The 17,036-nt window shown below is 61.4% G+C and carries 20 protein-coding genes; 13 read left to right on the top strand and 7 right to left on the bottom strand.

What is annotated here, in order from left to right; translation table 11 throughout:
* Positions 1 to 77: 77 nt before the first annotated feature.
* Positions 78 to 1,157 carry a DnaJ C-terminal domain-containing protein gene (locus C5L13_RS02685; protein ID WP_105381690.1) on the bottom strand — a complete coding sequence of 360 codons (1,080 nt, stop codon included), beginning with the start codon at positions 1,155 to 1,157 and terminating at the stop codon, positions 78 to 80.
* Positions 1,158 to 1,410: 253 nt separating this feature from the next.
* A complete protein-coding gene (locus tag C5L13_RS02690; protein WP_105381691.1) occupies positions 1,411 to 1,869 on the bottom strand; it encodes an RT0821/Lpp0805 family surface protein in 459 nt (152 codons plus the stop codon).
* Positions 1,870 to 1,924: 55 nt separating this feature from the next.
* Here C5L13_RS02690 and pdxH point away from each other — a divergent pair, with 55 nt between their 5' ends.
* Positions 1,925 to 2,545 carry a pyridoxamine 5'-phosphate oxidase gene (pdxH, locus tag C5L13_RS02695; RefSeq protein WP_105381692.1) on the top strand — a complete coding sequence of 207 codons (621 nt, stop codon included), beginning with the start codon at positions 1,925 to 1,927 and terminating at the stop codon, positions 2,543 to 2,545.
* Between the two features lie 8 nt (positions 2,546 to 2,553).
* Here pdxH and C5L13_RS02700 read toward each other — a convergent pair whose 3' ends face one another.
* Both C5L13_RS02700 and C5L13_RS02705 read right to left on the bottom strand, forming a co-directional pair.
* Positions 2,554 to 3,624, bottom strand: a complete 1,071-nt coding sequence (locus C5L13_RS02700) for a polysaccharide deacetylase family protein (RefSeq protein ID WP_342588149.1) — start codon at positions 3,622 to 3,624, stop codon at positions 2,554 to 2,556.
* A 79-nt stretch (positions 3,625 to 3,703) separates the two neighbouring features.
* Positions 3,704 to 4,495 carry a sulfite exporter TauE/SafE family protein gene (locus C5L13_RS02705; RefSeq protein ID WP_105381694.1) on the bottom strand — a complete coding sequence of 264 codons (792 nt, stop codon included), beginning with the start codon at positions 4,493 to 4,495 and terminating at the stop codon, positions 3,704 to 3,706.
* 125 nt (positions 4,496 to 4,620) lie between these two features.
* On the opposite strand from C5L13_RS02705, the gene C5L13_RS02710 reads away from it, so the two are divergent.
* The gene (locus C5L13_RS02710; RefSeq protein WP_105381695.1) at positions 4,621 to 4,929 is read left to right on the top strand and encodes a nucleoside triphosphate pyrophosphohydrolase family protein; all 309 of its coding nucleotides are present in this window, start codon (positions 4,621 to 4,623) and stop codon (positions 4,927 to 4,929) included.
* Here C5L13_RS02710 and C5L13_RS02715 read toward each other — a convergent pair.
* The 3 genes from C5L13_RS02715 to C5L13_RS02725 form a co-directional block, all read right to left on the bottom strand.
* Positions 4,910 to 5,350, bottom strand: coding sequence for a bleomycin resistance protein (locus C5L13_RS02715; protein ID WP_407070400.1), 441 nt, complete (start codon positions 5,348 to 5,350; stop codon positions 4,910 to 4,912). The two genes, C5L13_RS02710 and C5L13_RS02715, sit on opposite strands and share 20 nt — an antisense overlap.
* Positions 5,351 to 5,352: 2 nt before the next feature.
* The gene (tldD, locus tag C5L13_RS02720; RefSeq protein WP_105381697.1) at positions 5,353 to 6,768 is read right to left on the bottom strand and encodes a metalloprotease TldD; all 1,416 of its coding nucleotides are present in this window, start codon (positions 6,766 to 6,768) and stop codon (positions 5,353 to 5,355) included.
* A 75-nt stretch (positions 6,769 to 6,843) separates the two neighbouring features.
* On the bottom strand, positions 6,844 to 7,479 hold the full coding sequence (locus tag C5L13_RS02725; RefSeq protein WP_245423212.1) for an invasion associated locus B family protein: 636 nt from the start codon (positions 7,477 to 7,479) through the stop codon (positions 6,844 to 6,846).
* Positions 7,480 to 7,887: 408 nt separating this feature from the next.
* Here C5L13_RS02725 and coxB point away from each other — a divergent pair, with 408 nt between their 5' ends.
* From coxB to rnhA, 11 genes are all read left to right on the top strand, one after another.
* Positions 7,888 to 8,772 carry a cytochrome c oxidase subunit II gene (coxB, locus tag C5L13_RS02730; protein ID WP_105381698.1) on the top strand — a complete coding sequence of 295 codons (885 nt, stop codon included), beginning with the start codon at positions 7,888 to 7,890 and terminating at the stop codon, positions 8,770 to 8,772.
* Positions 8,773 to 8,789: 17 nt separating this feature from the next.
* Positions 8,790 to 10,493, top strand: a complete 1,704-nt coding sequence (gene ctaD, locus C5L13_RS02735) for a cytochrome c oxidase subunit I (protein ID WP_105381699.1) — start codon at positions 8,790 to 8,792, stop codon at positions 10,491 to 10,493.
* 68 nt (positions 10,494 to 10,561) lie between these two features.
* Positions 10,562 to 11,518, top strand: a complete 957-nt coding sequence (gene cyoE, locus C5L13_RS02740) for a heme o synthase (protein ID WP_105381700.1) — start codon at positions 10,562 to 10,564, stop codon at positions 11,516 to 11,518.
* Positions 11,515 to 11,655 (top strand): hypothetical protein, encoded by a 141-nt coding sequence (locus C5L13_RS02745; protein ID WP_170117178.1) that lies wholly within the window; start codon positions 11,515 to 11,517, stop codon positions 11,653 to 11,655. Before cyoE ends, C5L13_RS02745 begins: the two co-directional genes overlap by 4 nt.
* A gap of 10 nt (positions 11,656 to 11,665) precedes the next feature.
* A complete protein-coding gene (locus tag C5L13_RS02750) occupies positions 11,666 to 12,271 on the top strand; it encodes a cytochrome c oxidase assembly protein (RefSeq protein WP_105381701.1) in 606 nt (201 codons plus the stop codon).
* A 50-nt stretch (positions 12,272 to 12,321) separates the two neighbouring features.
* Positions 12,322 to 13,197, top strand: coding sequence for a cytochrome c oxidase subunit 3 (locus C5L13_RS02755; protein ID WP_105381702.1), 876 nt, complete (start codon positions 12,322 to 12,324; stop codon positions 13,195 to 13,197).
* Between the two features lie 66 nt (positions 13,198 to 13,263).
* Positions 13,264 to 14,034 (top strand): SURF1 family protein, encoded by a 771-nt coding sequence (locus tag C5L13_RS02760; RefSeq protein ID WP_407070395.1) that lies wholly within the window; start codon positions 13,264 to 13,266, stop codon positions 14,032 to 14,034.
* 61 nt (positions 14,035 to 14,095) lie between these two features.
* Positions 14,096 to 14,461: a DUF1304 domain-containing protein gene (locus tag C5L13_RS02765; RefSeq protein WP_105381703.1), complete on the top strand. Its 366-nt coding sequence runs from the start codon at positions 14,096 to 14,098 to the stop codon at positions 14,459 to 14,461.
* A gap of 4 nt (positions 14,462 to 14,465) precedes the next feature.
* Positions 14,466 to 15,482, top strand: a complete 1,017-nt coding sequence (gene ispH / locus C5L13_RS02770; protein ID WP_105381704.1) for a 4-hydroxy-3-methylbut-2-enyl diphosphate reductase — start codon at positions 14,466 to 14,468, stop codon at positions 15,480 to 15,482.
* A gap of 134 nt (positions 15,483 to 15,616) precedes the next feature.
* Complete coding sequence (locus C5L13_RS02775) at positions 15,617 to 16,597, top strand: homoserine kinase (protein WP_105381705.1); 981 nt, start codon at positions 15,617 to 15,619, stop codon at positions 16,595 to 16,597.
* Positions 16,594 to 17,034: a ribonuclease HI gene (gene rnhA / locus C5L13_RS02780; RefSeq protein ID WP_105381706.1), complete on the top strand. Its 441-nt coding sequence runs from the start codon at positions 16,594 to 16,596 to the stop codon at positions 17,032 to 17,034. The genes C5L13_RS02775 and rnhA overlap by 4 nt, the downstream gene beginning before the upstream one ends.
* The last annotated feature ends 2 nt before the right edge of the window (positions 17,035 to 17,036 follow it).

Here is a 17,036-nt window from a genome sequence, read left to right on the forward strand (position 1 = left end):
TCATCTCATGTTAAAGGGCGTAACCAAGGGTGCGCGCCGGTGAAAACCGACGCAAAACTGTCATATTCGGCGACCCGTCAGACGTAGAGCCCGTGGCGCATGTGCCGCATCAGGTCGGTGACCTTCTCGTTCGGCTTTTCCCACAGCATGATCCGCAATTCGACCACCAGGTCGCCGCGGCCGCCGGCGTCGTCGTGCAGCCCGAGCCCGCTCATCCTGATCGTCTGGTCCGAGCCGGACCAGGCGGGAACGGAAAGGCTGCGGCTGCCGTCCAGTGTTTCCACGGTCGCATCCGTACCCAGCACCGCATCCTCGAGCGAGATCGGCAGGGTCGTGTGGAGGTCGAAACCTTCGATGTGGAAATGCGGATCGCGGGCGGCCTTGAGCGTGACGAGGAGGTCGCCCTGCTTCATCCCGGCCACTTTCAGGCCTTGGCCCTTCAGCCGCACCACATGCCCTTCCGTCATCCCCTTTTCCAGGGCAAACCGGACGTCGCGTTCGTCGGCGAGCTTTACGGTGATCCAGTTTTGCTTCAGGAAATCGGCGATGGCGACCGTGGCGTCCACGGAAAGATCCGGGGCCTTTTCCGGCAATGGAGCCGTGCCGCGAAAGCGCCGTACGAGCGAGGCGATGAGGTCGACCGCCATGACGGGCAGGGGAGCTCTTTCGCCGGATTGCTCGGTCTTGGCCGGCTCGGAAGGATCATCGGAGGCTCGCGCCTGGTTATGGGCCTTCACCTGCTCGGCAGCCGCAGCCCCGAATATGCGCTCGATCATGTCTTCCGGGGTCTCGCCCGCCGCGCCTTGGGGGTTTTCGCCCTGGCTCTGCGCGCGCTGGGCATTGGCGCGGGCAAGCTCTTCCATGACCTTTTCGGCATTGGCCTTGGCGGCCTTGGCCCGCTCGGCCGCTTCACGCGCGGCTTGACGTTGTTGCATAATGGTCTGGTGCATCTCGGCTGCTCGATCGTAGCGTTTGCGGCGGTCGGGATCCTTCAGCACCTCATAAGCCTGCCCGATTTCGGCAAAACGGCTCGCGGCGGACGGATCGTCCTGGTTGGCGTCGGGATGTACGGTCTTTGCCTTGGCACGCCACGCCGCCTTGATCTCGTCAGCGTCGGCGCTACGCTTCACACCAAGAAGAGAATAGGGATCACGCATTGTGGGACCACCGGTTACCTGAAGCGGCGGGCCCCCGCTAAATCCTTGGACCCCCCGATACTCGTCACAACTCCGACAGCTTTCGTCAGTTCCTTGCGTCACTGCTTACGGCGTGCCTGTTCGAGGAAATCTAGGTCGGAACTCATGAATCAGAGGTTACAGGCCAAAATTCGCATTCGTTAAGGTAAACGAATCATTTCGACCGGGGACTGATGGCAGCGAGGCATCGGTAGGAATATTGGCGAAAAGGGCCTTATTGCCGGTCGAAGGCAGTCAACATCCAGTCGCCGCTGCCTGTCATGCAGGCCTGGCCGGAAAAGATGGCGATGCCTTCATAGGAATGCCGGGTGGTCGTGAAGGCGCGGCAGAGATGACCCTGGTCGCGCGCCTCGCGGATTTGGGACACGACGCCCGCACTGCCGGTCACGGCATTCGCCCACGGAACCGAGGCATCGCCGACCTTTGCGAGATCGGCGGAGGTGACCGCGTTGCGTACCGTCGCTTCGTCGGAAAGGCTCTCGCCGGACTCCTGCTTGGAGCCGGGAACGGTTCCGGTTGCGATGCTGCGGTCGACCTTGGGGGAGCTGCCGAAGAGGTCCAGGCTGCTGGTGCATCCTGTAAGAGACAGCCCGGTGAGGCAGACCACGGCTGCAGATCGACCAAGCGTGATGGACCTCTTTGTGCGGCTCTTCGACTTTGCTATCACTACCACCTTGCGTCCTGTACGGCCAAAAATTCGGGGCACTTTAGGGAGTATTTTATTCAATATGTCCGAAAGCGGGTTAACATCCGGTGACTTCACCGAGGAGAACGAACCTTTTGCACTCTTCGGCTCCTGGCTGAGGGAAGCGGAAAAATCGGAACTCAATGATCCGACCGCTGTTGCTCTCGCGACCGTCGACGATCATGGCATGCCGAATGTCCGCATGGTGCTTCTCAAGGGCTTCGACGAGCACGGTTTCGTCTTCTACACCAACTTCGAGAGCCAAAAGGGACGCGAGGTCCTCGGTCAGAAGAAGGCGGCGATGTGCTTTCACTGGAAGTCGCTGCGCCGCCAGGTTCGGCTACGGGGTGAAGTGGAGGTGGTGAGCGACGCCGAGGCTGATGCTTATTATGCTTCCCGAGCGCGCGGCAGCCGAATCGGCGCCTGGGCGTCGAAACAGTCCCGGCCGCTGGAGGGCCGTTTCGCCCTGGAGAAGGCGGTTGCCGAATATACGGCCAAATATGCGATCGGCGAGATCCCGCGGCCACCCTATTGGTCCGGTTTCCGCATCAAGCCGATCTCGATCGAGTTCTGGCACGACCGCCAGTTCCGCCTTCACGACCGCGTCGAGTTCCGCCGCGCGGTCGCGGATGGGCCTTGGGAAAAGGTGCGAATGTACCCCTGACGGGAAGATCACCGGGCCATGGCGAAGGGGATACCCGAAGCGAGCGCGGAAACGTAGCGCGGTTCCTGGTAATAGCCGTTGAGCGAAATGCGCGGCAACCCCGTGAGGCGTTGCCCGCTGTTGTCGCAAAGCGTGCCGGGCTGCGTGGTCACCGCGACCGAAAAGCCGAGTTCGCTTGCAATCAGATGATCACGCTCGGAAACGGCTTGTCGGGTGCCGTAGGGATAAGCGATCGCAGCAGGCCGCTTGCCGGTCAGCTGCTCCACGTAGTCAGCCGACTGCCGCATTTCCTCGCGGGCTTCCTGCGGGGAAAGACGGCCCACTGCCCGGTGGCTGATCGTATGCGCCCCGAGCGACGCCAGCGGATGCGCGCCAAGTGAACGCAATTCCTCCGGCTCCATTGTCAGGTCGCCGGTGATCTTCAGCGGATCGATGCCATGCTTCCTTGCCAGCGCATCGATCCTCGCAACCGCCGCCGCCTCGTCGACATCGGCGACATAAGCGGAAAAGCGGTCGAAGGCATCGAACTTGCGCGCTTCGGAAGTAAGATCCATCGCTTCCGCTCCATTACCGAAGTCGAAGGTGATCGCCCGTTCCCTGCCGAGCAGTTCGGCAAGCGTTTCCCACCACATGGAATGGGTCCGCTCTGCAAAGCCCTGCGTCACGAAGACGGTGAACGGCACGTCGTGCCGGGCGAAGACGGGGAGGGCGTGTTCGGCATTGTTTCTGTAGCCATCGTCCAGCGTGAAGGCCGCAAAGGGTTGCTTGGCCGGAGCCGCAAGACGTTCCGGCACCTCCGCGAGCGATATGAACTCGTAGCCTTCCGCCGAAAGCCTTTCGATCGCATCGCTCAGGAAATCCGGAGTCACTTCCAGATGGCCGCTCGGCTGGAGCGGTCGGCTTTTTTTCGGCCGGACGTGGTGGAGCGTGAAGATTGCGCCCCGACCGCGTGCGTTGGGAAGCATTCCGGCGCGGGCAAGAGCCGCCGCCATGTCGAGGCCACCGGCCACAAGGCGGCGCTTGACGTCCCGGCGCCAGAGCGCCTTCAGCCTTTCCCTCGTGTTCCGCACGGTGATCACGCCCACGTTACTTCTGAGAAGCGCGACCCTACCGTGTGACGTGTTAAACCTTGCTGAAGAAAGACGGGCAAGATTGCTGTCAGGGGCGCAGGCTATCGAAGAGCGGCAGGCCGATGACAGCGGCGGTCGCAATCAGGACGAAACATATCCGCCGGAACGTCGCTTCGCTGGCGACGCCGAAAAGCCTGGACCCGACAAACAGACCGAGGCCGTAGCCGGGACCCGCGAGAAGTGCGATCAAAAGCACCTCGACGGTGAGGATGCCGCCGATCAGATAGGATGTGGCTGAGATGACGGTCGAGAGCGCGAAATAGAGGACGAGATTGGCTCGCACGATCAGCGGAGGAATGGCGCCACCGAGCCAATAGGCGACGACCGGCGGCCCCGACATCTGCGCGGCACCGCCAAAGAGACCGGCGAGGCCGCCAACGCCGACAGTCAAATAGGTCTTCGGGCGACCATGATAGCGCCAGCCGGAGATCAGGAAGGCAAGCAGACAGAGAACGGCGACAGAGATGATCCAGCGCAGCGTAACCGAGGGCAGAAGGGCAAGCAGGGCGGTGCCGGTCGGCACACCCACCACGGCACCTGCAAGCATGGTTGCCACCTCCCGCCGATTGGCCCGCCGCCAGCTATCCGGCACCATGCCGAGCGTCATGATGCTGTCGATAACGAGGAGCAGGCCGGACGCAATCTTGGGGCCCATCGCGGCGCCGGCCAGCGGCACAAAGATCAGCGCCCCGCCGAAGCCGGAAAAGCCGCGTGCGAGGCCCGCGATCATCGCTGCCAGCAAAACAAAGGCGAGCTGATAAGGCGAATGACCCGGAAGCCATGAGCCCAGGAAAACGGCGAGCGGGTCTTCGGATTCCATCGGGAGGCCGTGATGCGGGATTGAACCAAGGCCGCACCTGCCGGAATTTGCGCCGGGCTGTCAAGCAATCGCCCTGGACGGCGACGTGGAATCGCTGTCTGTTACAGGTACGAATGGAGAACACCATGCTGAACAGACTCGCCGATCAGTTCGAGGCCGCCTCCACAGGCTATGCCGAAACCCATGCCATTGAGCGCGATTCCGACTGGTTTCTCCTGAAGCTCCAGGAGGAGATGGGAGAACTGACCCAGGCCTGGAACCGGGCGACCGGCCGCGGACGGACGAAGGGGCGGAGCCAAGAGGAGTTAAGCCGCGACCTTGCAGATGAAACCGCCGATCTGCTGGGCCATGTTCTGCTTTTCGCCCGCCGCAACCAAATCGATCTCGCCACAGCGATCGAACGGAAATGGCTTTTCAGACCGGATGCCAGCTGAGCGGACGTTCGCCAAGATCCTCGAAGAATCGCAGCAGATAACCATCGGGATCGGCGACGATGAATTGTCGATTGCCGACTTCCCTCTCGTCCCGGCGGTACCATTTCTCTTCCGGCGCAAGGTAGAGCGGGACCTCCGCCGCCGCGAGCCGGGCAAGGATCGGACGGAGCGCCGGCACCTCGATCTGCAGGTTGAGACCTCGTCCGAACGGATGTTCGCGCGCCGCGCCGGGAAGATCGAAATCGCGGCCGAGGCCGATCTGGTCGATCATCAGTTGCGCCTCACCGAGCGCCAGGAAGGCGAAACCCTCGTCGGGACGTCCGTAGACGACCGAAAAACCAATCAAGTCGCAGTAGAAATCTCTGCTTTTCCGCCAATTACTGACGGAGAGCTCGGGGATCAGCGCGTTGGAGCGGTGCAGCGTCAAGTCTTTGTACCACCCACGGTGATCTGGTCCATCCTCAAATGCGGCTGGCCGACGCCGACAGGCACCCACTGGCCGCCCTTGCCACAATTGCCGATGCCGGTGTCGAGTTTCATGTCGTTGCCGACCATGGTCACCCGCCTCATCGCATCCGGACCGTTGCCGATCAGCATGGCGCCCTTGATCGCAGGTCCGATTTTGCCATTCTCGATCATGTAGGCTTCGGTGCAGCCGAACACGAACTTGCCGGACGTGATATCGACCTGTCCACCGCCGAAGGAAACCGCATAGATGCCCTTCTTGACCGAGGCGATGATCTCTTCCGGCGTCTTGTCGCCGCCGAGCATGTAGGTATTGGTCATGCGCGGCATCGGCGTATAGGCGTAGCCCTGCCGGCGACCGTTGCCGGTCGGTTCGACGCCCATCAGTCGCGCATTCTGGCGGTCCTGCATGTAGCCGGTGAGCTTGCCGTTCTCGATCAGCACATTGTAGCCGGAAGGCGTGCCTTCGTCATCGATGGTGAGCGAGCCGCGGCGGTTGTCGATCGTGCCGTCGTCGACAACGGTGACGCCGGGTGCTGCGACCATCTCGCCCAGCAGCCCGGCGAATGCCGATGTCTTCTTGCGGTTGAAATCGCCTTCGAGCCCGTGGCCGACCGCCTCGTGCAGCATCACGCCCGGCCAGCCGGAGCCGAGCACGACGTCCATGGTGCCGGCCGGCGCATCGATCGCGGTGAGGTTCACCAGAGCCTGGCGAAGCGCCTCGTCGGCGCCGGTCTGCCAGTTGCCGGCCGTGACGAAATCGCCGAAGCCGATGCGCCCGCCGGTGCCGAAAGAACCCGATTCCTGCCGGTCGCCTTCGCCGACCACGACGGAAATGTTGATACGGGTCATCGGCCGGATGTCCTGCACCCGGTGGCCGTCGGCACGAAGAATGTCCACCACCTGCCAGCTCGCCGAAACGGTGGCCGTCACCTGCCGCACCTTGTCGTCCTTGTTGCGCAGGTAGGCATCGATGTCGGTCAGCAGCTTGACCTTCTCCTCGAAGCTCGGGGATCCGATCGGGTTTTCGTCGCCATAATATTTCTTGTTGGTGCGCTGCGGGGCGGCCGCATAGGAGCCGGAATACCCGGCCGTGACGGCCCGCACGGCATCGGCGGCGCGTGAAAGGGCTGCGGCGGAAAGCTCGCCTGCATGCGCATAACCGACGGCCTCGCCGGCCACCGCGCGCAGGCCAAAACCCTGGTCGGTATTAAAAGAGCCGCCCTTCAGTCGTCCATTGTCGAAGGTCAGCGATTCCGCCTGTGCATGCTCCACGAACAACTCGCCGTCGTCGGCGCCGGACAGCGTCTCGGACAGGATCGAGCGCAACTTGGCCTCGTCGCAATCGAAAAGGTTGAGAAGATCGGTATTCATGGAAGGCTCCTTCGCCGGGGCGGACCCGAACTCTGTTCGGTCCGATGTAGGTCCCCGGGGCGCCGGAGGCAAGTGTCAGGGGAGGGCGTCGTATCCCGGGCTGAAACCGGACAGTTCGATCGGAATGCCGACGCGATCCTGATCGGCCGATTCGCGCAGTGCAAAGACGGCGTTCTTGCCGGCGCGCAAGATGCGCATCAGCTCGTCGTCGATCTCCACTTCCACATAACAGCCCTCAGAAAAGCAGCGGGTGAAATAAGCGCGACCGATATTGTTGTTGTCGACGTAAAGCTCCATGCCGTCCTTCAGCAGAACGCCGAGCGGCGCGAGGATGCGCAGGATCTTCGCCTTGCGGTCGGCCGTTTTGAGGACGACGACGGACAGTCCCACTTCCGGCCGGTCTTCGGCGATCACGTTCTGCATCAGCGCGCATTGTTCGGCGGAAGCGCCTGCCGGCCGGTCGCAGATGATCGACCAGGCACCGTGATTTTCCCGAACATTGCCGGGCGGCTGCGGCTTCGGGGCCGGTTGCGGCTGAACTCCCGGTACCGACTGGGCCGGCCCGGGCGGCTGCGGGGCCGCCGGCGAAGTTGAACCCTGCGAAGATGGGGGCGTCGGGCGCGGGCCAGGCTGCTGCGCGAATGCCGGAAGAGATACGGCCGTCACGAGCATTGCTGCAAGACTGGCGCGGATCAAGGAGGGACGACCCATGGAAACCTCGGTAAGACGAATCAGTGCGGCTATTCTTGTCGCTGGCCGGACCAAATGAAAAGCCCCGCCGTCTTTCCAGTGGAGTACGGCGAAAATGGGACTCCTTCCCCCGTGCGCTCTTTATATTGATTCACAGATTCATAAATCTGTGCGCGGCCGAGGGAACATAAGGTACTGTGCATACAAGAGCGTGAAAGCCTCGGCACAATTGCCAATCACGCCGGAGTTTCGGTCCCTCAAGCTGGCTATCGTGGCGTGATTCAGCGCTCCACGCGAGGCGCAAAAATGCCGCACGGGCTTTTCCTGCCAGATATTGCGGCGGCAGGCAAACTGTGATTGAAGCACACCATATAGCTTGGATTCTGCGTTGGGTTTGTTCTGGATCAAACGCATGGGGAGAAATTAGTGATGAACAGAGCTTTTGCAGTGATGACGGCGCTCATCTGTCTGCTCTTTGCTTCCGCCGGTTATGCGGACCAGCCGCATCCGTGGCAAATCGATTTCCAGGCGGCGGCCACGCCGATCATGCACCAGATCCGCTGGTTCAACCATTATACCCTGGTGTATATTGTGCCGGTCACGCTGCTGGTTCTGGTTTTGCTTGTCGTCGTCGTGGTGAAGTTCCGCGCCAGCGCCAATCCGGTGCCGTCCCGCACCAGCCACAACACGGCGATCGAGATCATCTGGACGCTTGGTCCGGTTCTCATCCTGTTTGGCCTCGCAATTCCGTCCTTCAATCTCCTGAATGCCCAGCTCCAGATTCCGCAGTCGGACATGACGGTCAAGGCGACGGCAACGCAGTGGCAGTGGAACTACGAATATGAAGGCGGGCAGGCTCCGGTTGCCTTCGACAGCTTCATGCTGAAGGAGCAGGATCGCGAAGCTGCCGGCAAGACCGATATCGGCGCCTATCCGCGCCTGCTGGCCGTCGACAACGAAATGGTGGTTCCGGTCAACAAGACCGTCCGCATGCTCGTGACTGCTGCTCCGTCGGACGTCATTCACGCCTTTGCGATGCCGGCTTTCGGCCTCAAGATCGATGCCGTACCGGGCCGTCTCAACGAAACCTGGTTCAAGGCCGAGCGTGAAGGCCTCTATTACGGCCAGTGCTCCGAGCTTTGCGGCAAGGACCATGCCTATATGCCGATCGCCATCCGAGTCGTCTCGGAAGACAAGTACAAGGCTTGGCTCGCACAGGCGGCTTCCGACCTGCCGGGTGCCTACAAGACGCTCGTAGCTGCGGTCGACACGCCGGCCGGCAATTTTGCCGTCGCCGAAAACGTATCCAAGTAATTAGAGGAGTGAGGATAATGGCTGGACATTCCGCTCACGACGATCACGCTCATACCCGCACCTCTCACGATGCGCATGGTCACGACGATCATCATGATCATTCGCACACGCCGACTTTTGCTCAGCGCTGGCTGTTTTCGACCAACCACAAGGACATCGGAACGCTCTACCTGATCTTTGCGATCATGGCGGGCATCGTCGGCGGTCTTCTCTCCGTCGCCATGCGCATGGAGCTGCAAGAGCCCGGCATTCAGATCTTCCATGGTCTGGCTTCCATGGTCTACGGTTTTCAGGGCGACGCTGCCATTGACGGCGGCAAGCACATGTTCAACGTGTTCACCACCGGTCACGCGCTGATCATGATCTTCTTCATGGTCATGCCGGCCATGATCGGCGGTTTCGCCAACTGGATGGTGCCGATCATGATCGGTGCGCCGGACATGGCTTTCCCGCGCCTGAACAACATTTCCTTCTGGTTGATCGTCCCCGCCTTCCTCCTGCTGGTCCTGTCGATGTTCGTCGAAGGTCCGGCCGGCGCGTTCGGCGTCGGCGGCGGCTGGACGCTTTATCCGCCGCTTGCAACCATGGGCCATCCGGGTCCGGCCGTCGACCTCGCGATCTTCTCGCTGCATGTCGCCGGTGCTTCCTCGATCCTCGGTGCGATCAACTTCATCACCACCATCCTCAACATGCGTGCTCCCGGCATGACGCTGCACAAGATGCCGCTGTTTGCCTGGGCCGTTCTGATCACTGCCTTCCTGCTGCTGCTTTCGCTGCCGGTTCTGGCAGGCGGCATCACCATGCTTCTGACCGACCGCAACTTCGGTACGACCTTCTTCGCGCCGGAAGGTGGCGGCGATCCGATCCTCTACCAGCACCTTTTCTGGTTCTTCGGTCACCCGGAAGTCTACATCCTGATCCTGCCCGGCTTCGGCATCGTCAGCCACATCGTATCGACCTTCTCGAAGAAGCCTGTCTTCGGTTACCTCGGCATGGCCTACGCCATGGTCGCGATCGGTGCCGTCGGCTTCATCGTCTGGGCCCACCATATGTATACGGTCGGTCTGTCGCTCGATGCGCAGCGTTACTTCGTCTTCGCGACGATGGTCATCGCAATTCCGACGGGTATCAAGATCTTCTCGTGGATTGCGACGATGTGGGGCGGCTCGCTGACCTTCACGACCCCGATGGTCTGGGCGATCGGCTTCATCTTCCTGTTCACCGTCGGTGGCGTCACCGGCGTCCAGCTGGCCAATGCCGGTCTCGACCGGTCGCTGCATGACACCTATTACGTGGTGGCACACTTCCACTACGTTCTGTCGCTCGGCGCCGTCTTCGCGATCTTTGCGGCCTGGTACTACTGGTTCCCGAAGATGTTCGGCTACATGTACAACGAGTTCATCGGCAAGCTGCATTTCTGGGTCATGTTCATCGGCGTCAACCTGGTGTTCTTCCCGCAGCACTTCCTGGGTCTCGCCGGCATGCCGCGCCGCTACATCGACTATCCGGACGCCTATGCCGGCTGGAACTATGTGTCCTCGATCGGCTCCTACGTTTCCTTCGCCGGCGTGATCATCTTCCTCTTCGGTGTCTGGGAGGCCTTCGCCAAGAAGCGTGTTGCCGGCGACAACCCCTGGGGCGAGGGCGCGAGCACGCTCGAGTGGCAGCTTTCCTCGCCGCCGCCCTACCACCAGTGGGAAAAGCTGCCGCGCATCCGTTAAGCGGCAGCAGAATAAGATTGGGCATCGCGGCACCCGCGATGCCCTGAGATGTTAAGCAGGACGGTTCAATGACGGTTATAGGCAATCACGACGTTCTCGGCTCCGATGGAGGCGTCCGCCTCTCGGAAGCGGGCGCGCGCGATTTCTTCGAACTCATGAAGCCGCGGGTGATGTCGCTCGTGGTCTTTACGGCGTTCGCCGGTCTGATCCTCGCGCCCGGTCACATCAATCCCGTGCTCGGCGCGATCGCAATTCTCTGCATTGCCGTCGGCGCCGGCGCCTCGGGCGCGCTGAACATGTGGTATGACGCCGATATCGACGCCGTCATGAGCCGGACAGCGAAGCGGCCGATCCCGGTCGGTCGCGTCCTGCCTCAGGAAGCGCTCGCCTTCGGGCTGACGCTGTCGGTTTTCTCCGTCGCGATCCTGGGGCTTGCGGTCAACTGGTTTGCCGCCGGTCTGCTTGCCTTCACCATTTTCTTCTATGCCGTCGTCTACACGATGTGGCTGAAGCGCTCGACGCCGCAGAATATCGTCATCGGCGGCGCCTCGGGCGCCTTCCCGCCGATGATCGGCTGGGCTTGCGTCACCGGCGGCGTATCGCTCGACAGCATCCTTCTGTTCCTCATCATCTTCCTCTGGACGCCGGCGCATTTCTGGGCGCTGGCTCTGTTCAAGATGCGCGACTACGGCTCGGTCGGCATACCGATGATGCCGAATGTGGCGGGAGAGGCTTCCACCAAGACGCAGATCGTCGTTTACGCCGTGCTGACGGCCGCGACCGCCGTCGCGCCGACCTTTACGGGGCTCGCCGGGTTCGGTTACGGCATCTTCTCATCGCTGCTCGGCGCAGTCTTCGTCTACTGTTCCATCGCCGTCTGGCGGATGCCGGACGGCGACCAGAAGATGATCCCGGCGAAGAAGATGTTCGCCTATTCGATCCTCTATCTTTTCGCTATCTTTTCGGCCCTTTTGGCCGATCGGATGTTCGAAGGGCTGCCAACCCTCATTGGAGGCCTGCTGTGATCGAGACCGTCAAGCTCAACGAGGCGCAGAAAAAATCACGCCGCAACCGCAATATCGCACTGGGCCTGCTGCTGGCTGGCCTTGTTGTCCTCTTCTACGTCATCACGCTGGTGAAAATCGGCGGGCTTGGGAACTAGGAGCGGGGCGATGACGGAAGCTGGTCTGAACGCGAAGACAAAAAAGGTAAGCAACGGCGCAATCTTTGCCGGGTGCGCTGTTTTCGTCGCCGGCATGGTGGGGATGGCCTATGCGTCGGTGCCGCTCTACCGGCTGTTCTGCCAGGTCACCGGCTATAACGGCACGACGCAGCGCGTCGAGCAGTATTCCGACAAGATCCTGGACAAGACGATCAAAGTCACCTTCGACGCCAATGTCTCGTCCGGCCTCAACTGGGACTTCAAGCCTGCCAAGGCGGTCGATCCGAGGATCGGCGAGACGTTGCAGGTCGAATACACGGCCACCAATCGCTCCTCGCAGCCGACGACCGGCACCGCCGTCTTCAACGTCACGCCGATGGAAGCTGGCGCCTACTTCAACAAGGTCGAGTGCTTCTGCTTCACCGAGCAGACGCTGCAGCCCGGCCAGTCGGTCACCATGCCGGTGGTATTCTTCGTCGATCCGGAGATTGCCAAGGCGGAAGAGACCAAGAATATCAAGACGATCACACTGTCCTACACCTTCTATCCGAGTGCGCCCGGCAAACCGGTCGCCGCTCTGCCGGAAGGTGGCAAGACCGTGGACAAGAAACTTTAAGAGGGTTCGCCGGTTTCCGGCGAAGCAGGCATTCATCCGGGGATTCTGACATGGCCGATGCGCATCAGAAACAGCACGACTACCACATCATCGATCCGAGCCCGTGGCCGATTCTGGCTTCGCTCGGCGCCTTCATCCTGACCTTCGGCGGCGTAGGCTACATGCGTTATCTGCATGGCGGCGAATTCAAGCTTTTCGGCCTGAACCTCGCTACGCCCTGGTTCTTCTTCATCGGCCTCGCCATCGTCATCTACACGATGATCGGCTGGTGGTCGGACACCATCAAGGAAGGCCGCGAAGGCGCTCATACCCGCGTTGTTTCGCTGCATCTGCGCTACGGCATGATCATGTTCATCGCTTCCGAAGTGATGTTCTTCGTTGCCTGGTTCTGGGCCTTCTTCGATGCCAGCCTCTTTGCTAACGAAGCCATCCAGGCGAGCCGTGTCGAGGCCGTGGGTGGCCAATGGCCGCCGAAGGGCATCGAAGTTCTCGATCCATGGCACCTGCCGCTCTACAACACGATCATCCTGCTGCTGTCGGGCACCTGCGTGACCTGGGCGCACCATGCGCTGCTGCACAATGATCGCAAGGGCCTCATCTCCGGCCTGTCGCTGACCGTTGCGCTTGGCATCCTGTTTTCCTTCGTCCAGGCCTACGAGTACATGCACGCTCCGTTCGCGTTCTCGAACTCGATCTACGGCGCGACCTTCTTCATGGCGACCGGCTTCCACGGCTTCCACGTGCTGATCGGCACGATCTTCCTGCTGGTCTGCCTGGTCCGCGCCCTGCGCGGCGGCTTTACGCCCCAGAAGCACTTCGGCTTCGAGGCGGCTGCCTGGTATTGGCACTTCGTCGACGTGGTCTGGCTGTTCCTGTTCTTCTCGATCTACATCTGGGGCGGTTGGGGCGCACCGCTCGCCCACTGAGGCGCCGGGCATGAATTCGGGGAGGGCGGCGAAAGCCGCCCTTCTGTTTTTAAGGATTGGAATTCCATGGCGATGAAGTCTTCCTCCGAAACCACGCCCGCCTTCGGGCGGCGGCGCAGTCGCGGCTGGAGGATCGCCAGTGTCGTTGTCGTTCTTCTGGCGCTCGCTGCACTTCTGTCGCTCGGCACCTGGCAGGTGGAACGGCTGCAATGGAAAGAAGGGCTGCTTGCCGATATCGCCGAGCGCCGGGCTGCAGCACCGGTGGCGCTTTCCGAGATCGAGACGCTCCTGAGGGCCGGCGGCGATATCGAATATCGCCGTGTTTCGGCAACCGGTACCTTCGATCACGAAAAGGAGCGGCATTTCTTCGCGACATTCCAAGGCCGCACCGGCTTCTACGTCTATACCCCGATGACGCTGGCGGATGGCCGTATCCTTTTCGTCAATCGCGGCTTCGTGCCCTATGAGATGAAGGAGCCGGGAACGCGGCCGGCCGGCGAAGTGACGGGGGAGCAGACGGTGACGGGTTATGCCCGCAGCCGACTTTCCGCGAAACCGTCGACGATCGTGCCGGACAACGATATCGCGAAGAACATCTTCTATTGGAAGGATTTCGACGCGATGGTCGCAAGCGCCGGTCTCGACGCTTCCAGGGCCATACCGTTCTTCGTGGATGCCGATACGTCGGTGGCCAATCCCGGTGGCTGGCCGAAAGGCGGTGTGACGCAGTTCGACCTGCCGAACAGCCATCTGCAATACGCCGTCACGTGGTACGGACTGGCTGCAGCGCTCGTTGCGGTCGTGGTCGGGGTGTGGTTTCGGCGCAAGCATATTTGAAACGGTTGGCGCCAGTGCTTGAGCCGCATTATGTTACAGCCGGGTTGAACAGGGGGTAGGGATGAGTTTGCTGGCAAATATTTTCGTTGCGCTGACGGCGCTGTTGCATGTCGGGTTTCTGGTCCTGGAGATGTTCCTATGGACCGGCCCGACGGGAAGAAAGATGTTCCGCATGTCTGAGGAGCGGGCGGAGGCCACGAAGGTGCTTGCCGCCAATCAAGGGCTCTACAACGGCTTTCTTGCGGCCGGGCTGTTCTGGTCGCTGCTCCATACAGATCCGGCTTTCGCCCTCCAACTGAAGCTCTTCTTCCTTGTGTGCGTCATCATTGCCGCTATATATGGCGCGTGGTCGGTCAAGCCGCGGATCCTGCTGGTTCAGGGCGGTCCGGCGATATTCGCTCTCGTGTTGACATTCTTGGCGTCCTGATCTGATGGCATCCTCCTTCTCTGCAAAAAGTCCGCTTTCGATCCGCCTCTGCGGCCCGCGCGGCTTTTGCGCCGGCGTCGACCGCGCCATCCAGATCGTCGTGCTGGCGCTGAAGGCCTACGGCGCTCCGGTCTATGTCCGCCACGAGATTGTCCATAACCGTTATGTCGTGGAAGGGCTGGAAGCCAAGGGCGCGGTTTTCGTCGAGGAACTGGACGAGATTCCGGCCGAGCATCGGGAGCAGCCGGTTGTCTTTTCCGCGCATGGGGTTCCGAAATCCGTGCCGGAGGATGCGCAAGCGCGCAATCTGTTCTATCTGGACGCAACCTGCCCGCTGGTTTCGAAGGTCCACAAACAGGCCATGCGCCACCAGCGGCTCGGTCGCCATGTGGTGCTGATCGGTCATGCCGGCCATCCGGAAGTGATCGGCACGATGGGCCAGCTTCCCCCGGGTACGGTCTCGCTGATCGAGACCATAGAGGATGCCGATCGCTATGAGCCGGTCGATCCAGAAAACCTCGGCTATGTCACCCAGACGACGCTTTCGGTCGACGATACCGCAGGCGTGATCGCCCGGCTGATGGAACGCTTCCCCAACCTCACGGCACCGGCTGCCGATTCCATCTGCTATGCGACGACCAACCGCCAGGAGGCGGTGAAACAGGCAGCCCCCGGCTGCGATCTCTTCCTCGTTGTCGGAGCGCCGAATTCCTCCAATTCCAAGCGTCTGGTGGAAGTCGCCCTGCGCGCCGGCGCCAAACGCTCGTTGCTGGTGCAGCGTGCCTCCGAACTGGACTGGGACGAGATCGGCGAGATCCACACGCTCGGGCTTTCCGCCGGCGCCTCGGCTCCGGAAGTGATCGTCGATGAGATCATTGCCGCCTTCAAGGAGCGTTTCGATGCAGAGATCGAGCTGGCGATCACGGCGGAGGAAACCGAAAACTTCCTGGTCAACCGCGAGCTTCGCAGCGTGCCACTGACGATCGAGGACATGGCCTGGGTGAATGGGGTTCCTGTTTGAGCGAGTGCAGCCTGGAGCACCCCCCTCTTCCCTGCCGGGCATCTCCCCCCCTCGAGGGGGAGATGCCCGGCAGGGAAGAGGGGGGTATCCCCTTGAACTGACTAGTTTGCCTTTCCACCGACTGTGAGACCGCCTTGGCCGTTTATACCGATATCACCGAAGACGACCTGAAGCGTTTCTTGGCAGAGTATGACGTTGGGAAACTGACCTCCTACAAGGGCATCGCCGAAGGCGTCGAGAATTCGAATTTCCTGCTGCATACGACAGGTGACCCGTTGATTCTTACGCTTTACGAGAAGCGTGTGGAAAAAGCCGACCTGCCGTTCTTCCTGGGGCTGATGCAGCATCTTTCGGCGCGCGGCCTGTCCTGCCCGCTTCCGCTGCCGCGGCGGGATGGCCAGTTGCTCGGCGAACTCTCGGACCGGCCCGCGGCGTTGATCTCCTTCCTCGAAGGCATGTGGCTGAGAAAGCCCGAGGCGAAGCATTGCCGTGAAGTGGGCAAGGCGCTGGCCCAGATGCATCTCGCCGGGGATGGTTTTTCGCTGACGCGCCCGAATGCGCTGTCGCTCGAAGGCTGGAAGACCCTCTGGGCGAAATCCACCGATCGTGCCGACGAGGTGGAGGCAGGTCTGCAGGACGAGATTTCCTCGGAGCTTGAATTCCTGGCGGGCAATTGGCCGGCGGACCTGCCGGCCGGCGTCATCCATGCCGACCTTTTCCAGGACAACGTTTTCTTCCTGGGCGACGAGCTTTCCGGCCTCATCGATTTCTATTTCGCCTGCAACGACCTGCTTGCCTACGACGTCTCGATCTGCCTGAACGCCTGGTGCTTCGAGAAGGACCACTCCTATAATCTCACCAAGGGCAAGGCGTTGCTGGAGGGTTATCGGAGCGTCCGCCCGTTGTCGAAGGACGAGATCGCGGCCCTGCCGGTTCTCGCGCGGGGCTCTGCCCTGCGCTTCTTCCTGACCAGACTTTATGACTGGCTGACAACGCCAGCCGGCGCGCTGGTGGTGAAGAAGGATCCCCTCGAATACCTGCGCAAGCTGCGTTTTCACCGGCAGATCGGTTCGGCTGCGGAATACGGGCTGGCACCGGAAGCGGCCCTATCATGAAGCGCGTCGATATTTTCACCGACGGTGCCTGTTCCGGAAATCCCGGACCCGGTGGTTGGGGCGCTATCCTGCGTTACGGCGAGACGGAAAAGGAAATGTTCGGCGGCGAGGCCGACACCACCAACAACCGAATGGAGCTGATGGCCGCGATTCAGGCGCTGAGTGCCCTGAAGACTCCGTGCGAAGTCGACCTTTATACGGATAGCGCCTACGTTAAGGACGGCATTTCCAAGTGGATCTTCGGCTGGAAGAAAAACGGCTGGAAGACCGCTGACAAGAAGCCCGTGAAGAACGCCGAACTCTGGCAGCAGCTGGAAGAGGCGCGCAATAAGCACAAGGTGACGCTGCATTGGGTCAAGGGCCATGCAGGCCATCCGGAAAACGAGCGGGCCGATGAACTCGCCCGTCTCGGCATGGCGCCGTTCAAGAAGAGATAGCG

It is taken from the genome of Neorhizobium alkalisoli (genome assembly GCF_002968635.1).
GTDB classification, from domain to species: Bacteria; Pseudomonadota; Alphaproteobacteria; order Rhizobiales; family Rhizobiaceae; genus Neorhizobium; species Neorhizobium alkalisoli.